At 56.8% G+C, this 20,246-nt stretch carries 24 protein-coding genes; 8 read left to right on the top strand and 16 right to left on the bottom strand.

Going from position 1 to position 20,246, the window contains the following annotated elements; genetic code table 11:
• Positions 1-2: 2 nt before the first annotated feature.
• The 4 genes from JUE30_RS09625 to JUE30_RS09610 all read right to left on the bottom strand — a co-directional run bounded on the left by JUE30_RS09625 (position 3) and on the right by JUE30_RS09610 (position 4,080).
• On the bottom strand, positions 3-668 hold the full coding sequence (locus JUE30_RS09625) for an ABC transporter ATP-binding protein (protein ID WP_125755600.1): 666 nt from the start codon (positions 666-668) through the stop codon (positions 3-5).
• A gap of 51 nt (positions 669-719) precedes the next feature.
• Complete coding sequence (locus JUE30_RS09620) at positions 720-1,712, bottom strand: sensor histidine kinase KdpD (RefSeq protein ID WP_203624672.1); 993 nt, start codon at positions 1,710-1,712, stop codon at positions 720-722.
• Complete coding sequence (locus JUE30_RS09615) at positions 1,699-2,349, bottom strand: response regulator transcription factor (RefSeq protein ID WP_203624671.1); 651 nt, start codon at positions 2,347-2,349, stop codon at positions 1,699-1,701. Before JUE30_RS09615 ends, JUE30_RS09620 begins: the two co-directional genes overlap by 14 nt.
• Before the next feature lie 147 nt (positions 2,350-2,496).
• On the bottom strand, positions 2,497-4,080 hold the full coding sequence (locus tag JUE30_RS09610) for an ABC transporter ATP-binding protein (RefSeq protein ID WP_203624670.1): 1,584 nt from the start codon (positions 4,078-4,080) through the stop codon (positions 2,497-2,499).
• Positions 4,081-4,148: 68 nt separating this feature from the next.
• Here JUE30_RS09610 and JUE30_RS09605 point away from each other — a divergent pair, with 68 nt between their 5' ends.
• The gene (locus JUE30_RS09605; protein ID WP_203624669.1) at positions 4,149-5,030 is read left to right on the top strand and encodes a helix-turn-helix transcriptional regulator; all 882 of its coding nucleotides are present in this window, start codon (positions 4,149-4,151) and stop codon (positions 5,028-5,030) included.
• A gap of 84 nt (positions 5,031-5,114) precedes the next feature.
• Here JUE30_RS09605 and JUE30_RS09600 read toward each other — a convergent pair whose 3' ends face one another.
• The 5 genes from JUE30_RS09600 to JUE30_RS09580 all read right to left on the bottom strand — a co-directional run bounded on the left by JUE30_RS09600 (position 5,115) and on the right by JUE30_RS09580 (position 9,231).
• Entirely contained in the window at positions 5,115-5,399 is a 285-nt protein-coding gene (locus JUE30_RS09600; RefSeq protein WP_203624668.1) for a hypothetical protein, read from the bottom strand.
• Positions 5,400-5,422: 23 nt separating this feature from the next.
• Positions 5,423-5,728: a DNA-binding transcriptional regulator gene (locus JUE30_RS09595; RefSeq protein ID WP_203624667.1), complete on the bottom strand. Its 306-nt coding sequence runs from the start codon at positions 5,726-5,728 to the stop codon at positions 5,423-5,425.
• A 250-nt stretch (positions 5,729-5,978) separates the two neighbouring features.
• Positions 5,979-7,781, bottom strand: coding sequence for an oligoendopeptidase F (gene pepF, locus JUE30_RS09590; protein WP_203624666.1), 1,803 nt, complete (start codon positions 7,779-7,781; stop codon positions 5,979-5,981).
• Between the two features lie 61 nt (positions 7,782-7,842).
• On the bottom strand, positions 7,843-8,397 hold the full coding sequence (locus JUE30_RS09585; protein ID WP_239061402.1) for an ECF transporter S component: 555 nt from the start codon (positions 8,395-8,397) through the stop codon (positions 7,843-7,845).
• A gap of 30 nt (positions 8,398-8,427) precedes the next feature.
• Positions 8,428-9,231, bottom strand: coding sequence for a PfkB family carbohydrate kinase (locus JUE30_RS09580; protein ID WP_203624664.1), 804 nt, complete (start codon positions 9,229-9,231; stop codon positions 8,428-8,430).
• 122 nt (positions 9,232-9,353) lie between these two features.
• Here JUE30_RS09580 and JUE30_RS09575 point away from each other — a divergent pair, with 122 nt between their 5' ends.
• From JUE30_RS09575 to JUE30_RS09555, 5 genes are all read left to right on the top strand, one after another.
• Complete coding sequence (locus JUE30_RS09575; RefSeq protein ID WP_203624663.1) at positions 9,354-10,049, top strand: DUF554 domain-containing protein; 696 nt, start codon at positions 9,354-9,356, stop codon at positions 10,047-10,049.
• A 340-nt stretch (positions 10,050-10,389) separates the two neighbouring features.
• Positions 10,390-11,016 carry a WxL domain-containing protein gene (locus JUE30_RS09570; RefSeq protein WP_203624662.1) on the top strand — a complete coding sequence of 209 codons (627 nt, stop codon included), beginning with the start codon at positions 10,390-10,392 and terminating at the stop codon, positions 11,014-11,016.
• Positions 11,017-11,101: 85 nt separating this feature from the next.
• Positions 11,102-11,479: an LPXTG cell wall anchor domain-containing protein gene (locus tag JUE30_RS09565; protein ID WP_203624661.1), complete on the top strand. Its 378-nt coding sequence runs from the start codon at positions 11,102-11,104 to the stop codon at positions 11,477-11,479.
• 1 nt (position 11,480) lies between these two features.
• Positions 11,481-12,629: a hypothetical protein gene (locus JUE30_RS09560; RefSeq protein ID WP_203624660.1), complete on the top strand. Its 1,149-nt coding sequence runs from the start codon at positions 11,481-11,483 to the stop codon at positions 12,627-12,629.
• 143 nt (positions 12,630-12,772) lie between these two features.
• Positions 12,773-13,819, top strand: a complete 1,047-nt coding sequence (locus JUE30_RS09555; protein WP_203624659.1) for a DUF916 and DUF3324 domain-containing protein — start codon at positions 12,773-12,775, stop codon at positions 13,817-13,819.
• A gap of 84 nt (positions 13,820-13,903) precedes the next feature.
• On the opposite strand, the gene JUE30_RS09550 is transcribed toward JUE30_RS09555, so the two are convergent.
• The 4 genes from JUE30_RS09550 to JUE30_RS09535 form a co-directional block, all read right to left on the bottom strand.
• On the bottom strand, positions 13,904-14,314 hold the full coding sequence (locus JUE30_RS09550; protein WP_203624658.1) for a peptide deformylase: 411 nt from the start codon (positions 14,312-14,314) through the stop codon (positions 13,904-13,906).
• A 15-nt stretch (positions 14,315-14,329) separates the two neighbouring features.
• The gene (locus JUE30_RS09545; protein ID WP_203624657.1) at positions 14,330-14,956 is read right to left on the bottom strand and encodes a LysE/ArgO family amino acid transporter; all 627 of its coding nucleotides are present in this window, start codon (positions 14,954-14,956) and stop codon (positions 14,330-14,332) included.
• On the bottom strand, positions 14,956-15,720 hold the full coding sequence (locus JUE30_RS09540; RefSeq protein WP_203624656.1) for a class I SAM-dependent methyltransferase: 765 nt from the start codon (positions 15,718-15,720) through the stop codon (positions 14,956-14,958). Before JUE30_RS09540 ends, JUE30_RS09545 begins: the two co-directional genes overlap by 1 nt.
• A gap of 92 nt (positions 15,721-15,812) precedes the next feature.
• On the bottom strand, positions 15,813-16,034 hold the full coding sequence (locus JUE30_RS09535; protein ID WP_082397761.1) for a hypothetical protein: 222 nt from the start codon (positions 16,032-16,034) through the stop codon (positions 15,813-15,815).
• Positions 16,035-16,239: 205 nt separating this feature from the next.
• Between JUE30_RS09535 and JUE30_RS09530 the strand changes: the two genes are divergently transcribed.
• Positions 16,240-17,502 (top strand): MFS transporter, encoded by a 1,263-nt coding sequence (locus JUE30_RS09530; RefSeq protein ID WP_203624655.1) that lies wholly within the window; start codon positions 16,240-16,242, stop codon positions 17,500-17,502.
• 93 nt (positions 17,503-17,595) lie between these two features.
• On the opposite strand, the gene JUE30_RS09525 is transcribed toward JUE30_RS09530, so the two are convergent.
• The gene (locus JUE30_RS09525; protein WP_054664047.1) at positions 17,596-17,859 is read right to left on the bottom strand and encodes a Txe/YoeB family addiction module toxin; all 264 of its coding nucleotides are present in this window, start codon (positions 17,857-17,859) and stop codon (positions 17,596-17,598) included.
• The gene (locus tag JUE30_RS09520; protein WP_203624654.1) at positions 17,852-18,121 is read right to left on the bottom strand and encodes a type II toxin-antitoxin system Phd/YefM family antitoxin; all 270 of its coding nucleotides are present in this window, start codon (positions 18,119-18,121) and stop codon (positions 17,852-17,854) included. Before JUE30_RS09520 ends, JUE30_RS09525 begins: the two co-directional genes overlap by 8 nt.
• Positions 18,122-18,756: 635 nt before the next feature.
• Here JUE30_RS09520 and JUE30_RS09515 point away from each other — a divergent pair.
• Entirely contained in the window at positions 18,757-19,149 is a 393-nt protein-coding gene (locus JUE30_RS09515; RefSeq protein WP_203624653.1) for a type II toxin-antitoxin system PemK/MazF family toxin, read from the top strand.
• A gap of 136 nt (positions 19,150-19,285) precedes the next feature.
• Here JUE30_RS09515 and JUE30_RS09510 read toward each other — a convergent pair whose 3' ends face one another.
• On the bottom strand, positions 19,286-20,095 hold the full coding sequence (locus tag JUE30_RS09510; RefSeq protein WP_203624652.1) for an ABC transporter ATP-binding protein: 810 nt from the start codon (positions 20,093-20,095) through the stop codon (positions 19,286-19,288).
• Between the last annotated feature and the right edge of the window lie 151 nt (positions 20,096-20,246).

The following is a 20,246-nucleotide window of genomic DNA, read 5'->3' as shown; positions in this document are numbered from 1 at the left end:
GCTCACGCCCCTTCTGTCAGGCGGCCGTCGGTGATGGTAAGCACCCGCTTGGCCTGGGCGGCGACTTGCGGATCATGCGTGATCACAATGATGGTCTGACCCTGCTGAACGTTGGCCGCGTGCAACAGCCGCATGATTTCTTGGGAGTTGCGCTGGTCCAGATTACCAGTCGGCTCATCGGCTAACACGATTGCCGGCTGGTTGATCAAGGCGCGGCCGATCGCCACGCGCTGCTGCTGACCACCGGACAGCTGCCCTGGCAAACTGTCCTTTTTCGCTGCCAAGCCCAGCTGGATCAGCAGCGCGTTGAGGCGCTCCTCGGGGACCGTTTTGCCGTCCAGTTCGGTGGGCAGGGTGATGTTCTCGGCCACCGTCAGGCTGGGAATCAAATTGTAGAACTGATAAATCAGCCCGACTTGGCGCCGGCGAAAAATCGCCAGTTGGGTCTCGTTAAGCTGATACAAGTCAGTGTCGTAGAGCTGCACCGTGCCGCTGGTCGGGCGATCCACGCCGCCCAGCAGGTGCAACAGGGTCGACTTGCCGGAGCCAGACGGGCCCACGACCGCGGTAAATTCACCCGGCTCAATGCTCAGGCTGACGTTATCCAGCGCGGCCTGATCCTCCCCAGGGTATTTTTTGACTAAGTTCGTGGCAGTCAGAATTGCCATCGTCCTCACCTCCAGCTTGAAGACTACCCTGCGAAAGTGACAAGAGAGTGACTAGTGGAACCATTCGACCCGCATGCTGACGCCATTCGCCTCGTTGCCTACGGTCAGGCGGCCATCCCCCGCCGCAATGATGCCCTGGGCAATCGCCAAGCCAACACCCAGGTTGTTCGGCGCGCTTTGGCTGCCGCGATAAAACCGCTCAAACAGATGGGGCAGATCCGCTTCGGGAATGGCCGGGCCCTCATTGGTGATGGTCACGATGGTCGAGATTGCCGTCGCTGCCGCCGTCACCGTCACAAGGGAATCCGCCGGAGCGTGCTCGAAGGTGTTTTTGAATAAGTTGATCAGCGCCTCTTGCATCAGCCGTTGGTTCACGTTGACGGTCAGGTCAGGGGCGACCTGCCACTTCATCGTCACGTGCCGGTCGGCCACCACCGGTAAAAGCGGCGCCAGACTGGCCCGCAGCAGCGTGTCCAGGCTAACCGGGGTGCGGCGCTGACTCAGCGTATGCGTGTCCACCTTCGCCAGTAAGATCAGCTGCTCGACCAGTTGCGCAAGGCGGTGATTCTGAACCAAGAGTTCTTCTCGCGTTGCCGCCGCATTCGCACTCGTCAGCAGCTCACTCAGGTTCGTCGCCGTGGCAATGGGCGTCCGCAGCTGATGGGCGATGTCCGTGATGGCCACCGTCAGCTGATCGCGGTCGCGCTGCAAATCCTCACGCAGCGCCTCAGTCTGGCGGGCATAGTGAAACAGCTCGTTGTGAAGTGTCGAGAACGCGCCCTCGTCGTTGAGTGTCATCTGGTAGGCCGCCTGACCCAAGCGGGCGCTGCGAAGCTGATTCTCAATTGCGGCCAGCCGCTGCCGGATCATGCGGCACCATCGCCAAGAAAAAAATGCGATGGCACTCGCCCCAAGTAACCAGACGCCAAAAAGGCCAAGTCCCAAGTTTGGACTCAGCCACGCCAGCGCGCCACAAGTCAGCGTTAGGATCAAGGCTAGGACGCCTGCCAATTCTGTGATGCTGCGCACTTCAGGTTTGGTCATTGAGAAAATACCCCACTCCCCGGATGGTTCGAATCAGCTGCGGCGCAGTCGGTTTCGTCTCAAGCTTTTCACGCAGCCGCTTGATGGTCACCGTCAGCGTGTTGTCGGCCACAAAGGCCTCGCGTGCATCCCACAATGCGGCGATCAGCTGCTCCCGACTGACCAGCTGGCCGCGGTGCTGCACCAAATATTTTAAGAGCCGCCACTCTGTCGCCGCAAGCGCAACGGGGACGCCTACTTTCGTTACGCGGCCGCTCACCAGGTTGACTGTGACATCGCCGAGCCGCACCGGCGCGTCAGGCCAAAACTTGCCCAGCCGAGCTGACAACACCGCCAAACTGACGGGCTTGACCACAAAGTCATCGGCCAGCTGCAACCCAGCTAGTTCAGCCTGCTCCTGATCGTTTGCCGTGAGCACCAGTACTTTCGCCGTCAGGTGCGGCCGCCAGGTACGCAGCCACGCTAGCCCATCCCCATCCGGCAGCGTGAGGTCCAAAATAATTGTGTCCGGACCTGCTGCGACCGCCTGACTGGCTTCGCCAAGTGTACCCGCCTCGGTCACACGATACTGCGCGGCAAAAAAGCTTACCATACTTTGCCGCAGGGCCGGCTCATTCTCAATAATTAGCAGCTGCATTGCCACTCCCCCAGTCAGCCAGATTACCGTACGTTAATCGAATTGTAAGCCTTGCCAACCTTGAATACAATTTCGGGTCGCGTGCACCGCGGCTTAGAACCCCGACAAGCCGCGATGTTTTTCTACCGGTCAGATTCAGCTCTCTGCTTAGCTAATCGCATACTGCGTCAGGTCCAGCACCTGACTGTACCGCGCCTTCATCGTTGGCGTTGCATGGTGCTCAATGTCGATCACCGCACCGGGATAGTTCAGAATCAGCTGATTGACCTCGGCAGCAGCAGTCGCATCTAAACCGGATAGCGCCTCGTCGACCACGAGCAGCGTTTTTGGCTCAGCCAACGCGCGAGCCAGCTCCAGCCTTTTTTCCTCGCCGCCGGACAGCTGATGGCCGTCGCTGCCCAGCTTCATGCTTAGTCCCGCAGCCGTGGCGTATTGGGCCAGCCCCACCTGACGCAGGAGCCTGAACATTTTTTCCTCGCTGACTGAGCGGCCCAAAGTCAGGTTATACGCCAGGGTGTCCGCAAAAATAAAGGGCTGCTGATGAACGACCGCCATCGTCGCTAGGGGCTCAGGTGCAAGCCGGGCATTATAAACGACCTGACCACTCAATGGCTGTCGGTCGTGCAGTAACACCTGCACCAGTGTAGACTTACCGACCCCCGACGGGCCCTGAATGAGGAGCCTAGTTCCCGGCGTGATTCCCAAATTGATTGGCCGCATGATCGGCGAGTCAAAGCCGACCGCAACTCCTTGAAGTTGAATCAGCGGATGCTGGTTGGCACTATAGTGCAGCTTTGGCACAGTGACATCAACCGGCCGCAGGATTTTTTGAAGCAGCGGCTCACTGGAAGTCAGATGATTGTAGTAAGTGACGCTGGCAATCATTGGCGACACCACGCGATCCGCGGCACCGTTGAGCGTCAGCAGCAGCCCAATCGTGAGCTGCCCGTGCATCACTGCCACCACGCCAACCGCCAGTGACCCTGTCGTCGTGATGGTGTACAGGGCGCTGACGAATAGCGACGCCCACTGCTGCCGCATGTTCATCGTGAAATTCGCCGCTTCGTTGTGCTTAAGCATCCCGGAAAGCCGGCCCAGCCCCTGCACCACCAACTGATAATGACGAAACAACGGCCGCGCGTTAAGGGTATCAGTCAAGCCGCTCGTGTATCGGTCGTTGGCTCGCTGCCACAACTGAGTCCCGTTTTTTAACCACCGACCAGTTAGCTTGGGCACAATGGTGGGCAGAAAACCCAGCACAACAAACACTAAGCCCAGTTGCCAGTTCACCTGCAACAAAAAAGCGAGTGTCAGGCCGCCTTGTAACAAACAGTACAGGATCCCCGTCAGGCTTTTGACGAAATCCTGCTCGATCTGCTTCACGTCCACAAGCGCCTCAGCCGTGTATGAGCTAGCCTGGGCAGTTTGCTGGCCCGGCGCATAGGCGCGCGCCACCACGCGATTGCGCAGCTGAACATTGACCCCCTGCCGAAATCGCCCAGCAAAGTAGCTTTGACCGCCAGAGGCAGCGTTGATCGCGAGCAGCGCGCCACCCCACAATGCCAACGTCATGAAACTAGCAGAAAATGCTTTGGCGGTCAGTTGATCCGTAAACCGACCCAGAAAATAGGGTCCCGCGATTCCATCCAGGGCCGCAAACACACTAAATAGCGTTTGCAAAATAAATGGTTTCCGGTTGGGCCTGATCAGCTCGCCAATTAAGTGCCACATCGTGCTCGCCTCCTTTTTCTTGCTCAGTATATTTGCTACACTGAGGGAAACTTCAGGAGGTGCCAAAAATGGCAGGAAGAATCGGTCCGTTTATTCGTCAGCTGCGGTTGACACACCATCTCACCCAACACACCCTGTATGAAGGCCTACTCAGCGAGCGGCAGGCGGTGCGGTTTGAAGCCGGCGATAATGACATTCAGGCCGAGCGGCTGTTCACTATCATGTCACGCTTGGCACTCCCGCTGGCAGAGCTGCAGCCATTTGTGCCGACGCCGGCGCAGCCACCAGTGCTCAAAGCCGCATTGGCCAAACGTGCGCAATGGGCAGACTGGCCGCTGACAACTGCCGAGACTGATGCGATCAGCGAGTACGTGACCGGCAAAACGCCGCTCACTTTAAGCGAGATTCAGGAACTTTCAACGCTGCTGGGCCATTTTGACCCGGCACTTGCGACCAGTCTTTACGAGAATGTGTGGCGACACCTTCAGGACCACCAAAGCCGCCAGGAATTCAACACCGTGGCGAGTTCGTTTTGCATTGGGGCGCTTTACTACGCGCTATTTCACGCGGATACCACGATGGCCCACACGTATCTGAGCCGGTTAACTAGAATTGCGCCGACGGACCTGATCGAACAGATTCAGTTAAGGTTTTTAACTGCCTTGGTCAGTGCAGTTCCGCAAGGCGAAGGCGCGGCTTACCAGAAGACTGATGATTTGATTGCCGGACTAAGGGCTATCGGCGCGCCAGCTATGGCCGACGCACTGATCGACAATCGACGGCACGTGCTCACCGCGTTCGGTAAGCATGCTCAATGGACCCCTGCCGAGTTGGGCGCGCTCGCCCGCAGTCAGGAAAAACTGCCGGAAGACCTTCGTCAAAACGATTATCCCGGGCTAGCGAAGGCGCTCCAACACCGGTCATTGGCCGATTACAGGTCGATTTACTAGCAGTATATAAAAGTGGATAGCACCAGGCTGATTGTCTCAGCACTGATGCCATCCGCTTTTTTAACAAGTCAGTCTGGGGCTGGCTTAACTGCGTTTCCGCTCAACCTGCATCTTGACGTATCGCCTCAGCGTCTGGATCAGTAAGCCGCCAAAGAGCACGAGCAAAATCAGCCCGACAATCAGCAGGCCCCAATCGCGATCGCGCATCATCTGCCACGTCAGCCAACCGCCCAAAGCCGTGCCCGCACCATCAACCAGCACCGCAATGATGAGCTGGATCAGGGCGCGCCGGCGATGCCCTGCGTCAAACTGTGGGAGTAGGATCAGCTCCAATAGCGGTTCCAGCAGGCAGCCCAATAAATCTTCCATCACGTATGTCCCCCAATGCCCCTCTAGGCCATGATTAGCTTAAAGACTGCCGGATCCTTGTCAATGAGTTCCAAAAGCCGCCGTGAACTGCCGCTCGGCTTCGACCGACCAGTTTCCCAGGCCTCAACCGTCCGGGGAGAAACGGCCAGGCCACGGGCAAGCACGCGTTGCGTAGCGGGAATCTTGCTGCGAATTTGCTTAATTTGCTCAGGACTATACTTCGGCGGATTCGCAAATTTGGCATGTTTAACGATCACTTCGCTGTCATCGCCGTTAGCGTACTTCTCGAGTGCCTTCAAACTCTGCATTAAAGTGGCTTCGTCTGCCATAATCTAAAACCCCTTATTGTGTAGTAGACGGAGCAATCTCACAAAAACACTTCTCTCTTGATCTGATAGCGTCAAACGTCGAATAAAGCAATCGCCCTCGGTGTGACCACCCAGTAGCTAACCCGCATCCTGCCACTTTTCGGAAGCTTATACGATGATATAGTACCATGCGCTGCTAAGCTATACCAAAAACGGGTCCCACCCCGCTGTAATTGCCAGTGCCGGTGAGACCCGTTTTTTTGACTCAAACTTACTTCTCCAGCGCCGCTTCCAGCGCCTCAAGCTGGCTCTGGAAGGTCGCAAACGCCGCCTCCAGGTAGTCGGGCTTGGTGACGTCGATGCCGGCGCGCTTAAGGATGTTGACCGGCGTGTCGGAGTTGCCGGCGCGCAGGAATTCCTTGTACGCCGCGACCGCCGGCGTGCCTTCCGTCAGGATGCGATTGGCCAGCGTGGTCGCAATCGCCTTGGAGGTCGAGTACTGGTACATGTAGTAGTTGTAATAAAAATGCGGAATGTAGGCCCAGTATGCTTCCGGCCATGGGTTGGCTTCAACATCCGGCCCGTAAAAGGTCATCTCGATCTCGTGGTACTTGGCGCTGAGGTCGTCCGCGGTCAGCGGCGTGCCGGCCGCCTCGGTTTCGTACATGTACTTTTCAAACTCGGCGAACTGAGACTGGCGGTAAACCGTACCGATGAAGTCCTCGACCGCCGTCGTCAAAAGGTAGACCTGTTTGTCATGGTCGCCCTTGGTCTGGTCGAGCATGTACGCGTTGAGCAGGCTTTCGTTGGTGGTCGACGCAATTTCCGCGGTGAAGATCGGGTACTCATGGTCCCAGTACGGCTGGCTTTCGTTGGCGTAGACACTTTGCATCGCGTGGCCGGATTCATGGGCCAGCGTGCTCATGGCGTCGTAAGTGTCCGTCCAGTTCAGCAGAATGTACGGGTGCACGCCATACGCGACATTTTCGAAGCCGCCGGAGGTCTTACCCTTAGTTTCCAGCACATCGACCCAGCGGTGGGCAAACTCATCCTTCAGGTGAGCCTGGTAGTCTTCACCCAATGGCGCCAGCGCGGCCAGGTCAGTCGCCTTGGCTTCCTCGTAGGTCGGCGCAAACGGCGGCTTGGTCCCGGTCAAAGGAATCGCCAGGTCCCAGGTGTGCAGCGTGTCCAGCCCCAGCACCCGCTTGCGCAGCGCGTAGTAGCGGTGCAGCAGGTCGAGGTGGGCATGCGTCTGATCGAGCAGCGTGTCGTACACGGCCTCGGGGATCTGGTTAGCGGACAGGTCCATGTCGCGCGCACTCTTGTAGTGGCGAACGCGGGCCAAGGTGTTTTGCGTGTGCATGTGCGCCTGCATGGTCGCGGCAAAGGTGTAGCGGTGGTCGTAGTAAGCCTTGGCGAACTGGCGCGTCGCCTGCTCACGCGTCTTGGCGTCGCCGTTCTCCAAAATAACGCGGCGCAGGCCCTTGGTCAGCGGCTGCGTTTTCCCTTCGTAGTCAATGTCGCCATAAGTCAGATCCGCGTCGTCCAGCGTCGATTCGATGTCCTCGGCACTGTCAAAAGTCGTGCCAAAACTGGCCAGCAGGCTTTCCTGGTCTGGGGTCAGCACGTGCCCGACCTGGGTGCGGATGCGCGCCAAGGCGTGAGTGTACTGCTTAAGCCGCGGCTCGGCTTCCGTAAACGCCGTCACCTGGCTGTCCGGCATTGCGACAATGGCCGGCTCGAACCAGGACAGCTGCGCGTCAAAGCTGCTTTGCGTTTGGTTAAAAGTGGCCGCCAGCTGCGCGGCCGCCGGGTCTGTGGTGTCCTGCGACACGGCCAGCTCCGCATATAAGCCCAGGCGGTCGAGGCGTTCCTGCGCCTCAAAGTAGCTGCGGATCACCTCATAGAAGTGGGCGGCGTCGGCGGTGAAGCTCTTCGCCTGACCGGTCAGCTTGGCCGTAGCGGCACCTGCGGCCTTGATCCCCGCGTCAAAGTCCGCTGGGGTCGCAAACAAATCCTTCAAATTCCAGGTCAACTCAACTGGCGCATCAGCGCGCTGAATCTGCTCTGCCATCATAACTCCCCTTTTCCCTGTTAATTGATTCCTTTATGGTAGCACTTAAGCTCGGCCGCCACTACCGCCGGGCGAGAAGGCGGGCAAAAATGGTGTGCAGCGCCAGGTATAGGATCGGCACGATGAACGCGGTCGCCACGGCGTTGATCACCGCCGCCAGCAGACTCGCAAACGCGGCACCGACCGCCACGTGGAACGACGTACCGACCATCAGGGCCTCGACCACGCCGACCAAGTAAGAGGTGACCACCTTGGTGAAGCCAGCGATGATGCCGATGGCGACAATGCGGCCGGGATGGTTTTTCAGGTTCACGGCCCGCACCAGCAGCGTGACAACAATCGCCATCACGGCGACCTCACTGACCGTCAGCCAAGACGTTGCGGCGTACCCGTTCAGCACGTCGAAACCGCCGAGGCCAATCGCCCCGGCGACAAAGCCCCAGCCCCCGCCGAGAAAAATAATGGCCAGGATCATCAGCGGATTGCCGAAGTGGATGAACGGCCGGCCGACGATTGCCGGCAGCGGAATCCGCAGCACCCAGATGCCAATGTAAATAATAGCAGCGAATAACGCGGTAAAAATTAGTTTACGCGTGCGTAACGTGCGATCACTCATCATTTATAACTCCTCCAATTCTCGGCTCAGTCACGGCAGCCCAGCGGCAAAATTCAGCCCCAGCCGCGGGTCGTCAGTCTGCTGAATGGCCCGGGCGACAAAATTGGCCCCTAAAATGGCGGCGTGCTGCAGGGTCTGACCGCGCATCAGCGCCCCGCAGACGACCGCGGCAAACAGGTCCCCGGTGCCAAAGTAATGGCCAGGCAGGCGCTGGTTGCGGTTCAGCCAGGCCGGAGCGGCCGCGTCGGTGCAGCCGGCCACCGCGAGTGACCCATCTAGCAACGGAATCCCCGTGACCAGCACTTGAACGCCAAATGTTTTGACCAGTTGGGTCGCCAACTCAGCCGCTCCTTCATCGGACCGCGGCGCTAGATCCGGCTCCTGGCCCAACAGCAGCTGTGCTTCCGTTAGGTTCGGCGTCATGACGGACGCCTGTGGGATCAGCTCCCGCATCGCCGCCACGTACGCGGCGTCAAAGCCCGCATAGAGCTTGCCGCCATCGGCCATGGCCGGGTCAAGCAGCCGCACCGGCGCGGCCTGCCAGTCGGGCAAGACCTGCTGCCAGGCCGCCAGCGCCGCTTTGCCTAAGTAACCGAGCAGAACGCCTTGGGGCTGCAGCGGCAGGGTCTTCCAGTGCGCCGACGTGGGCGCGATTTGCGCGGCGAGGTCAGTGACCACGGGCCGGCCGAGGCCGCCGGTGTGCGTTGAGAGATAAGCAGTCGGCAGGACCGCGCAGTTGAAGCCCAGGGCCGCCAGCAACGGCAGCGCCACGCCAAGCGACACCTGCCCGACCCCGGACAAATCTTCGCTGATGATCACCTGTGGTTGTGTCAAGGCACCCCACCTCCTAGGAGCCAATCATACCAGCTTTTTGGCGAGGGACCGAGTTCTTTTTCTGAAAATCTGTTCGCCGCCTAATTAAGGTATAATCGAACTTAATATGTGGAGGCGAGACTATGATTGGCACGCTGTTTAACGTCACGATGATCATCATTGGCAGTTCCGTGGGGGCGCTGTTTAAGCGCGGCATTCCGAATTCTGCGCACCACGCACTGATGACGGCGATGGGCCTGGCCGTCATGATGCTCGGCATCAATACGTCGATTCAGAAAATGCCGCAATCTCATTACCCTGTCCTCTTTATCGCCAGCATGGCGCTTGGCGTCCTCATCGGCAGCGGCCTCGACCTGGACGGCCGCTTCAACCACCTGCTGAGCAGCGCCAGCAAAAGCGGCTCGAACCTGAGCGAAGGCCTATCCACCGCGATCCTGCTATTTTGCATCGGCACCCTGTCAATTGTCGGGCCCATGGAGGCCGCGCTCAAACAGGACTACACCTTCCTGTTTACCAACGGCACGCTGGATCTGATCACCTCGATGGTCCTCGCCTCGACCTTCGGTATTGGCATCATGCTGGCCGCGCCGGTACTGCTGTGCTGGCAAGGCGGCATTTACCTGATTGCGCTGCTGCTGCGCGGCGCGATTTCTTCCGCCCTGCTCACCGAGATTTCAATCGTCGGCGGCGTCTTAATTTTCGCGTCTGACGTCAACCTCCTCGGCCTGGCCAAAATCAAGACGCTGAACCTGCTGCCTGCGCTGGCCATCCCGCCCTTGTTCTTCGGCGTGCTTGCGCTGTGGAGCCATTTTTCCTGAAGCATTGTTCAGGCCTGCATGCGTGTCACTGCACAATATTAAGCGCCTAATTTAATCCATGAACCATAATAGTTGGCGGCCGCCAACTATTTTTTTGATTCGGCCCTATTTTTTCATTCACAGTCGTTTATATGCGGCACTTTTAGCTAAAATAACAAGCATTTTTATATTTATTGAACGTTCTGAAAACCTTTTATACCGGTATTCTTTATGATAACTATAATTATTTTAAATTTTTCGAGGGTTCTGAGTTGCTGACATGTGAATTATCTCGTTATGATTATTTACGTAAGCTAGTAATGTCACTGTCACTCACAACACTACAGGAGGTAGTTTTTTCATGAAGAAAGGTTTATTCACTTCTGCTTTAGTTCTCCCGCTCGTTGCGATGGGTTTAGGGACCGGCGCACCGGTGCTGGCAGACACGGTTGATGTAGAACCAGCAAAGGGCCAGCCTCAATTAGTACAGGATACTAAGACTTCTAAAGCCACTGTTAAAGTAATGGCTGGGAAGCTAAAACTCATCCAGGTGCCGGACCTCAACTTCAAGTCCGTAACAGTCAAGCAGTTAGCTACTCAAGCAGAGACGAAGACGGATCTGAACAACCGCATGGGAGCAACAGTTCAGTTAGAAGACTTCCGTGGCACCGACAGCGGCTGGAAGCTTCGTGCATCGTTGAGCGACTTGGCTCAGAAAAATGGCACAAAGCTGTCTAACACCAACATTCGCATGACCCTGACCAACAAGAATAATAATCACGACATGCCTGGCATGCTTGGCGGTGGGGTTAAGTTGAACGCAGGCAGCGGCCACACAGAAACACTGCTTAAGACCACTAATCGCGCCCATGGCTTTGGCGAGGGCAAGTACTTGGTGGACGCAAAGATGAACATTGGCAAGCAAGCGAAAGCCGCTGCCGGTGACTACTCTGGCACGATCACCTGGTCCCTTACCAACGCTCGCTAATCTCATTTCACCACAGTCACAGCCTTGACTGTGAGCCGATGGCATGGTGTCATCGGCTTTTTCTTTGGCAAAGGAGGGATCGAACTTGATAAAAGCCACTCTCAGCTGGCTCGCTGCCTTGGCCGCCGCGCTGATGCTCGCAAGCGCTTCGCCGGCACTCGCCGCGGATAGCACTCAAAGCCTAGACAGCAATGCCACCGTCAGGGTCATCGACGATACGATCGAAGAGCCCGACCCTGGCGAGGAAGACAAGGAACCTGAAGAAGGCGCCGTCGTGGATCCAACCGACAAGGAGCCGGGCGATCCGACGCCGGAACCGGTTGATCACCCAACCAAAAATGAGAACGAGGCCCTGCCGCAAGCTGGCAGCCATTCAAGCGTCGTGCTCATTGCCGCCGGACTGATGGTGCTGGGCGCGATCGCAGCGGCCAGCGTGACCACGCGCAATAGAAAGAAGGGTTAATATGCGGCAAAAGAAAATTCTGTCCCTGGTGACCCTGGCTTGCGCGCTTGCGATGCCGCTTTCCAGCATCAGCCCGGTCCTGGCGATCGATGATCTCACACCAGCGACAACCTCACCCGTCGACACCGCACTGGCAGAGACGGACACAACAGAAACTGCATCGGCAGCGGACGCTTCGGCCGAACAGCCAAGCGTGGCGGTCCCAGCCCCTGAGGCTGCAGCACCTGAACCTGCGGCGCCGGCAGAAACACCAGATCAGTCCGCCACCCCGGCACCTGAGACGGCTGCTCCTGAAGCGGCTGCCCCCGAGGCCGAAACGCCCGCAGAAGCGGTCGAACCGGTTCGCGAAAACTGGCAAGGCAAGGCTACCAGCGATGCCCGCCTAGGCACCAGTTGGAATGCCAGCCAGCCAATCGGCACCACCGTGAACGTGGGCGACCGGGTCGTGATGCGCTACTCCTTTGACCGCGGCTCCTCACAGAATATTGACTGGAGCAGGCTGCAAGCGGAATTTGCAATTCCCGCCGACTACCAGCTCGCAGCCGAGAACGGGCGGGTCACGATTCAGGTCAATGGGGCCAACCGGCAGATTCAGACCAGTAACCTGAACGAGTTCAAGCTCGGTCAGATTCAGATCCCGACTCGCGGCCAAGCCACTGTCGACGTGCCGCTGATTGCGAAAAACGACCAAGGTCGGCAAAACCTTGCCACTGGTAATTTCTTCGTGGGCAGCCACCACGCCACCACCAGCAAACACTTGACCAAGCCGCGCCACCAGGTTTCGCTGACCGTGCCAGGGTTTAATTTTGGCCAGACTTCGGTTCGCGACATCGCGCTGGGCCAAGTGACGCTGAACACTGCCAACAGCACCATGGCCGTGAAAAACACGCACGAGGCTGGCCGCGTCACCGCTAGCATGACCAGTTTCAAGTTGGGCCAAGGCTATCAAGCCGGCAACGTCGCGCTGCAGTTCAGCATCGGCAACAAGGCGATCACCTTGCGCGACGATGCGACGCCGCTGACCATCGCTGACGGCAAGAGCAACACCTATCAGCTGACGAATAGCAAGCTGATCATCAATCAGTTCCGCGGCATCACCGCCGGCGAAAAAGCCGCGGAGATCACCTGGACACTGACGAACGCGCACTAACTGGCACCACGGCAGGGCGCTATGCCCTGCTTTTTGATTATGGTGAAGGGTTCAAAGTTGCACCATTCGCCGCCACCTTAATACAATTAAATTAGTAAACCAAAGTATTTTCTACTCATTCTCATAAGTCAGGAGACATGCCAATGAAAACCTTACGACTCCTCCTTGGTGCGCTGACGCTCGGCGTCTGCCTCGCGTTTGGCCACCACCAACTCGTGCAGGCCGCCGGGGCAGATTTCACCGTCACCCCGCAGCTGGGCCAAGATCAAATCAATGGCACCACCGACTATTTCAACCTGCTCGTTCAGCCCGGGCAATCGCGCCCGCTGCAGGTGACCATTGAAAACACCAGCGCTAGTGCAAAGGATTTCACCGTCTCCTTGACCAACGCCTTTAGTCAGGGCAACGGTGAAATCGGCTACGAACCGAAAGGTCAAGTCGACAGTTCCCTGACGGTGCCGCTCACCAGCATGAGCAGCCAGCCGGAACAAAGCGTGCGCATCCCCGCCGGCGGCAGCCAGCTGGTGACGGTGCCGCTTCAGGTCCCGGCGGAAGGCTTCGACGGCGTCAAGCTGGGGGCGATTTACGTACTCGACCAAAGCGTCAGCGAGCCCACCGAGGCTGGCGAAGGGATCAGTCTGAGCAACCGCTTCGCCATGGTCATGGGCGTTCAGCTCCAGACCAACGCCGATGCGGTGGTGCTGACCAAGCCGGACCTCAAGCTTGGCACCGTCGCGGCCGGCACCGAAAAGGGTAACGCGAACGGCGGCGTCATCGTCAACCTGCGCAACATCGCGCCCATTTACATCGATAATCTCAAAGCGACGGTGACGGTCACGCGCAAAGGGGAAGACAAGCCGACGCTGGAGCGCACCGTCAGCGACTGGTCAATGGCACCAAATTCCGTGCTGCCGCTGACCGTGCCAGCCAAAAAGGAACTCAAGGCCGGCGACTACACGGTGAAAATCTCAGCCGCCACTCCAGATCAGGACTGGCAGTTCACCGAGCATTTCACCATTAAGGAAAAAGAAGCCAAGAAGGTGAACCAAGCGCTGGGTCTGACACCGCCGCCAAGCGGTCCGACCAGTGGCAACTGGCCTTGGCTCGCGGCGGGGGGCGTGGCGTTGCTTGCGCTAACCGGCGGCCTGTTCTGGTGGCGGCGCCGCAGTCGGCAGGCACCGGCAGCTTAAGCAAGTTCACCCACACAAGTAACAAAATCCCTCGAATCTGGGCACTACTGCCAGATTTGAGGGATTTTTCACGTTGCCAGTTCGTCAGATCAGCACGCCTTCGCAGTGCGCGACCTCGTGTTGAATGATTTGGGCGACAAAGCCAGTGAACTGCTGGGTGTGGGGCTGAAACTGCACGTCCTGATACTGGACGGTGATCTTTTCATACCGGGTGGTCGGCCGCTCCCCATCCAGGCTTAGGCAGCCTTCGGTGGTTTGGTACTGGCCGCTTTGGACCGTGATCTGCGGGTTGACCATGACCACCGGCAGCGGGCCCATTTGGACGATGATGATGCGCTTGGCGACGCCGATCATATTGGCGGCCATGCCGACGCAGCGCGTGGCGTTGGCCGCCAGCGTGTCCTTGAGGTCCTGCATCACCTGGCGGTCGGCAGGCGTGGCCGGCTTTGCTTTTTGCTGCAAGAAAAGCTGGTCTTTTTCAATTGGTTTGATCATCTGCTTGCCCCTTTTCTAAACGGCCTTGAGGATTGCCTGCGCGGCCTGGAACACCAGGTTCACGCCGTAGCCCATCACGATGATGCCGGACACAATGTTGATCCACATGATGAGCCGGCGCGGCAGCCGGTCCTTCAGCAGGTTCAGCGCGAGGGTGATAACCGTGAACCACACGGCGCTGGCGGAGACAATGCCGCCCAGGAAGACGACGGCCTGCTCGCCGGTCAACGGCGCCCGCAGCGCCCCCAGCGTCACGCCGGTGTCGATCAGCGCCTGCGGATTACCGAACGAGACCACGAAGGCACCGGTGAACCACTGGCGCAGGCTTTGCTCCTGCTGGCTGTTGCCAAACGCGGCGGCGTTGGCGCCGCGCAAAATGCCCCAACCGGTCCAGATCACGACCACCCCGCCGATGCCCATCACGCCAATGCGCAGGACCTCATTGCTGGCCAAAAGCGACCCAAAGCCCAGAAACGCCACGGTCGACAGCAGCGTGTCGAACAGCCAGATGAACCCCAGCACGATCAGCGCCTTTTTCAGCGGATTGCTCAACGCATTATTGAACGCAAAAATGTTCTGCATCCCGATCGACGACACCAGCGCCAGCGCAATCACGAAGGCGCGCAGGTACACCGCCAGCATCAGCGCGCCGCCGGTTTTTCGGCAAAACTCGCCCAGAAGGTCGGGATGCGCAGCTGGTCGAGGCGGCCTTCGCCGTTGTAGTCCTCGTACATATCTTTAAACGACAGGCCGGCCTGGAGCTGGCCGCGCAGCTGCTCGTCCAGCGTGTGCGAAAACTGAATGCCGTCTTCCTTGGTATCGATGCTCGCCATCAGCTTGGCGTCTTTGAGCGGGTTATACGGCAGCCCCCGGACGATTTTTTCTTCGCGGTCCTCGTCAACGATGTAGTTGATGCCATTGTCCATCCCCACCAGCAGGCGGCCGCCGGGCTTCAGGATGCGGCAGCACTCGCGCCACAGCGGCAGCACGTCTTCAATGTAGCAGTTCGCCACCGGCTGCATGATCAGGTCAAAGGCCTCATCGGCAAACGGCAGCGGCTGGGTCATGTCGGCGCGCACGATCGTGATGGCGTACCCTTCGTGATCGGCCAGCATGCGCTCGCTTTGCAGCTGGGCCTTGGAGTAGTCGAGCACCGTCACGTCGGCGCCCATCGCCGCCAAAAGCGGCATCTGCTGACCGCCACCGGACGCCAGGCCCAGCACCTTTTTGCCGCGCATATCGGCAAACAGCCAGTCGTGGGGCATCGGTCGCGTCGGGGTGAGCAAAATGTCCCACTGGCCGTGCTGCGCGTTGACGTAGGTCTGGTGATTGATTGGCTGCCCCCACCGCCAGCCGGCCTTCACCCAGCCGTCCACCGTGTCTGCGTTAATGTCCTGATAACCCATGAGTGCCTCCGCGAAAAATTAGTTGCGTTAATCATAGCATATTAAAAGCGGGCTGCATTGGGCAGCCCGCTGATTTTGACGGTGTGGTTGAGTTACTTCTTCAGGAGCTTCTCGGCCAGGGCCTTGACGTCGTCGTCGCTCATGTCAAGCACCGGCTTCATCTGCTCTTCGGTCTTGATCGTGTCGTGGTTGTTCGCTTCCATATAAGCGTCCCAGATCGCGTCGCGGACAGGGGTTTCCTCATCGCTCCAGTCAAACACTGCGTTCATCGGTTCGTCGAGTACAAGAGTCTTTTCTGGGTCTACTGCCATGATTTAATACCTCCGTATGTTTTTGTCTTGATTAACAACAAATTCATTATAGAACACTTTTACCTAAAAGTGTTAAACTTTCTAGCACTTTATTTTGCCGAGTGCTAATACTTGACAAATCACTGCCCGGCGCGGGCACTTTTCGATTGACAGGGCCTCCGGATAAGCCAACCATATAGTTGTCACTACAATGGAAAAGAGTCTGCTCATGAATGTTCTGCGCACCATGTTCTCCTCGCTCAGTGAAAAAAACTTCCGCTACTTCTGGCTCGGCCAGTGCGTCTCGACCATGGGTACCTGGATCCAGCGCACCGCGCAGACCTGGCTGGTGTACGAAATGACCAAGTCCGCCTTCAAGGTCGGCCTGCTGTCCGCGTTTCAGTTCATCCCCATCATGGGCCTGACGCTGGTGGCCGGCACCCTGATCGACCGCTTCCCCAAGCGCACCATTTTAATGATCACGCAAAGCGCGTTCCTGCTGCTGGGCGTGGTGATGACGGTGCTGGTCTACACCGGCATCGTGCAGTACTGGGAGATCCTGATCATCGCGCTGCTGTACGGCTGCTTTCAGGCCTTTGACACGCCGACGCGCCAGAGCTTCGTCGTCGAGCTGGTCGGTCAGAAGAACCTGATGAACGGCATTTCGCTGAACTCCACCATCTTTAACCTGGCCAAGATCGCGGGGCCGGCGCTGGCGGGTGTACTGATGGCGCAGTTTTCAGTTGGCTTCTGCTTTCTGGTCGACGCCATTTCCTACCTGGCCGTGCTGCTTGGGCTGTTTTTGATCCGGCAGGACCACGTTGTTGCGTCGCATTCGCACGAGCGCGTCTGGACCGACCTGAAGGAAGGGCTGCATTACGTCTGGACCCACGCCGCCGTGCGCCTGTCCGCCGAGCTGATGCTGATCGTCTGCACCCTTAACTTCAATAACAACGTCATCATCCCAATTTTGGCCAAAACCGTCTTCCACGGTGGCGCGCAGACTTACGCCAACCTGCTGTCGGCCACCGGGGTCGGGTCGCTGATCGCCGCCTTTTTGATGAGCTACCTGTCGCGCTACGGCATGCAGCGCAACATCTACCTCTGGGTCGGCATCGGCACCGCGACCCTGCAGGCCGGCATGCTGTTCGTGCGCAGCTACTGGCTGGCGATGCTGGTCATGGTGCTGGTCGGCTTTTGCAACATGGTCTTTCTCAATCAGTCCAACGCGTCGTTCCAGTTCAACATTCCGGGTGAGCTGCGCGGGCGCATCATGTCCGTCTATGTCCTGCTCAACCAAGGCTCCACGCCGGTCGGCTCGCTCTACGTCGGCAGTGTCATGGACGTGTTCGGCGGCCTGTGGGGCTTCCCATCGTGTGGCATCTTGGCGCTGATTCTGCTGATCCCAACTCTGCTGGCCAACCGCAAGCTGGTGTCAAAATGGTTCCACCAAAGCCGCGCTGACAGCATTCGCGAGGCGTCGGGGCAATAATTTCCGCCATTCAAAAAGCATCACGATTAAAAACTCGTGGTGCTTGGGGGCGGGCAAGTTAAGCTAATCATACTTGACGACCTAGCCAGTTTGCTAGAGGTCATAATGATAACGGCAGGAAAAAATGATGATCGCATTGTTTTCAATGCTGTACACTAATCGATCCTCCTGAGAAATCCGACGTGACCATTTGCCTTGAAGCTCAAATCGCAACGGCTCTGGCTTGCCAAGGCCCTCGTAAGGCGTCGAATCGATTGATTTAATTAACTTGTTGATTCTCTTGATGATCGCTTTGTCATTCTGAGCATGCCAGTACAGATAGTCATCCCAGGCGTCATCTGTCCAAGACTTAATCATCTTCCCCATCCTCCAGCAGGTCATGCACTTTGGCCTTGCCAGACTGAATTTGCTTATCACCACGGCGAATGCGTGCCATTAAATCAGGGTTGCTTAACAAGTACATGGTTTCTTGCATTGAGTCATAGTCACTTTTGCTCATCACAACGACGGTATCTTCCGGATCCTTAGCTGTCACCAACAATGACTCGGAATCCTGGTTCACCTTCTGCATATAGGACTTGAGGTTTTTACGAAACCCGCTGTAGGAGACTGCGTCCAAAGTTATCCACTCCTTCCATGGACTGATTGTACCAGATTGCGTACCATTGTACAACAATTTGTACAATTCAAGAATCTTGCCAGTGTCATGCCAATTAATTCCTCGATATTGTCGATTAGTCCTTCCGCAGTCAACCGTTACTACGCCTGTGAAACGCAACGCGCCCTGCGTTTAATCGGGCAAGGCGCGCTGTTTGTGAGACCAATCAGAATGCTCCCAAAGCCGCGGCGACAGCATTCGCGAGGCGTCGGAGCAATAGTCTAGTAACGAAATGTGTGGTCAGCACGTCGACGAAACGATTCGTCTGTCGGTACGGTAATTACGGTGTATGCTGTTATCACACGAAAGGATGTGTTGACCATGAAGGCTACAACTAACAAGCAAGGCCGCGTCCTCGGCAAGTTTGTTACCAGAAAGTCGGGGCATTCAGTCAGTCTGACCGTCCCCGCCGAAACCGGGATCAAACCAGGACAAGAGTATACATTACGGGTTCAAGATGATGGGTCACTGCTTTATGAACCGCGTCACGTAAATTTTTGACATACACCTGACGCAGAAAAGCACAATTTTCGGGCAGATTTGGACAAAATAGGCAACTTCTCTGAAGAGCCTCGTATAGGTAAGGAGATTTAGTCATGGCAAACTCACCTCTCACAGGTAAGCGAAACTTGTCCGCACCAAAACAGGGTGACAGCATCATAATCGACGCGAAGCCACATGCTGGCAGGGAATATGGTGGTCATGATCCAAGACGGGGCAACATTAGGCGACATTTGATCGTACTCTCCAACACTGACTACAATCAGCTCACCGGCATGGTTGTGGGGATGGCCATCACGACCACAAATTTTGCGGATATGAGTGGTTACCTTCCGTTTGTTGATCTCGAAAGTAAGACGAAAGGAAATATTATCCTTTGGCAATTGCCGACCTTTGATCAGGTTGCGAGACATGCGAGCATTATAGGTCACGTCAGTCCTAGTATGCTTAACACGCTTAAAAAGGCAGCAATTGATATCTTTGAATAGCGTTGCTGCAAAAAAAAAACAACCCATCTGGATACTTAGCAGCGCGGCCTTGTACATCAAATGTGCAAGGCCGCGCTGCTAGATTCATCGAGGGACATTATACGAGCGGGAAAAAGAGAAACATAACGTCGACCCGCTACTCAATAATTTGCTCGTTAACGAATCGCCGATATGATTCATGCGTCTTCATAAGCTCAGAATGCGTTCCGAATCCCGTAATTCGGTGATTCTCTAGGAAGTATATCTTATCGGCATCAGTTATCGTAGATAGACGGTGCGCAATGATTAATGCGCCACGATCAGAGAGTAATGCATCAAGACTTTTCGTTACCTGATATTCGGCATCAGCGTCAAGGTTAGCAGTGGCCTCATCAAATATAATGAAGTTAGGAGCCTTTAAATATGCTCGTGCAATTTGTAACCGCTGCCGTTGGCCCCCTGACAGCAGATTACCATCTTCACCTACCAAGGTTTCCAGACCCTGCGGGAAGTTATTGATTTCCCTCAGCAGCCCTGCTCTTTCGAGTGCTGACTCAATTTGCGATTCACTGAATGTTTTGGACAGTCCGAATAATAGATTGTCTCGAATCGTACCGTTTTGGATATCGTTGGTTTGGCTGACCAGAGCAATGTTTTGGCGCCAAGCCTCTAAGCCATACTCCTCAGCAGGCACCCCGGCCAGGGATACTTGTCCCTTGGTCACTGGATAAAAGCGCTCGAGCAAGCTTACGATAGTTGATTTCCCCCCTCCTGAAGGCCCCACCAAAGCTGTTTTCTGGTCAGCAGGAATTGTGATGTCGATATGTTCAAGAACGGGGTTGCCGTCTCCATAGTCAAAGCAAACGTCTGTTAGTTTCAGTTCCCCTTTTTGTGTCGGCAGATGGCCTGATTCAACTTCTGGTTTAGCAAGAGCCAGCTCACGAAGACGTTTCGTTGCCCCATTCATTTTGGCTAAATCAGCCTGGATTATTCACCTCGGTATTTGGGACATGAAATCGCATCTGGTCGGTCTGAAAGCAACGTTTGGAGCGTTGCGAATACTGACTGAGCGGAGAAGTTGGTGATCGATGCACCACGAACAGACCGACCCAGTTTTC

It is taken from the genome of Lacticaseibacillus sp. 866-1 (assembly GCF_016861825.1).
Classification (GTDB): Bacteria; Bacillota; Bacilli; order Lactobacillales; family Lactobacillaceae; genus Lacticaseibacillus.
Note: the sequence above shows the minus strand (reverse complement) of the source record. Positions and strands in the feature narration are given on the sequence as shown.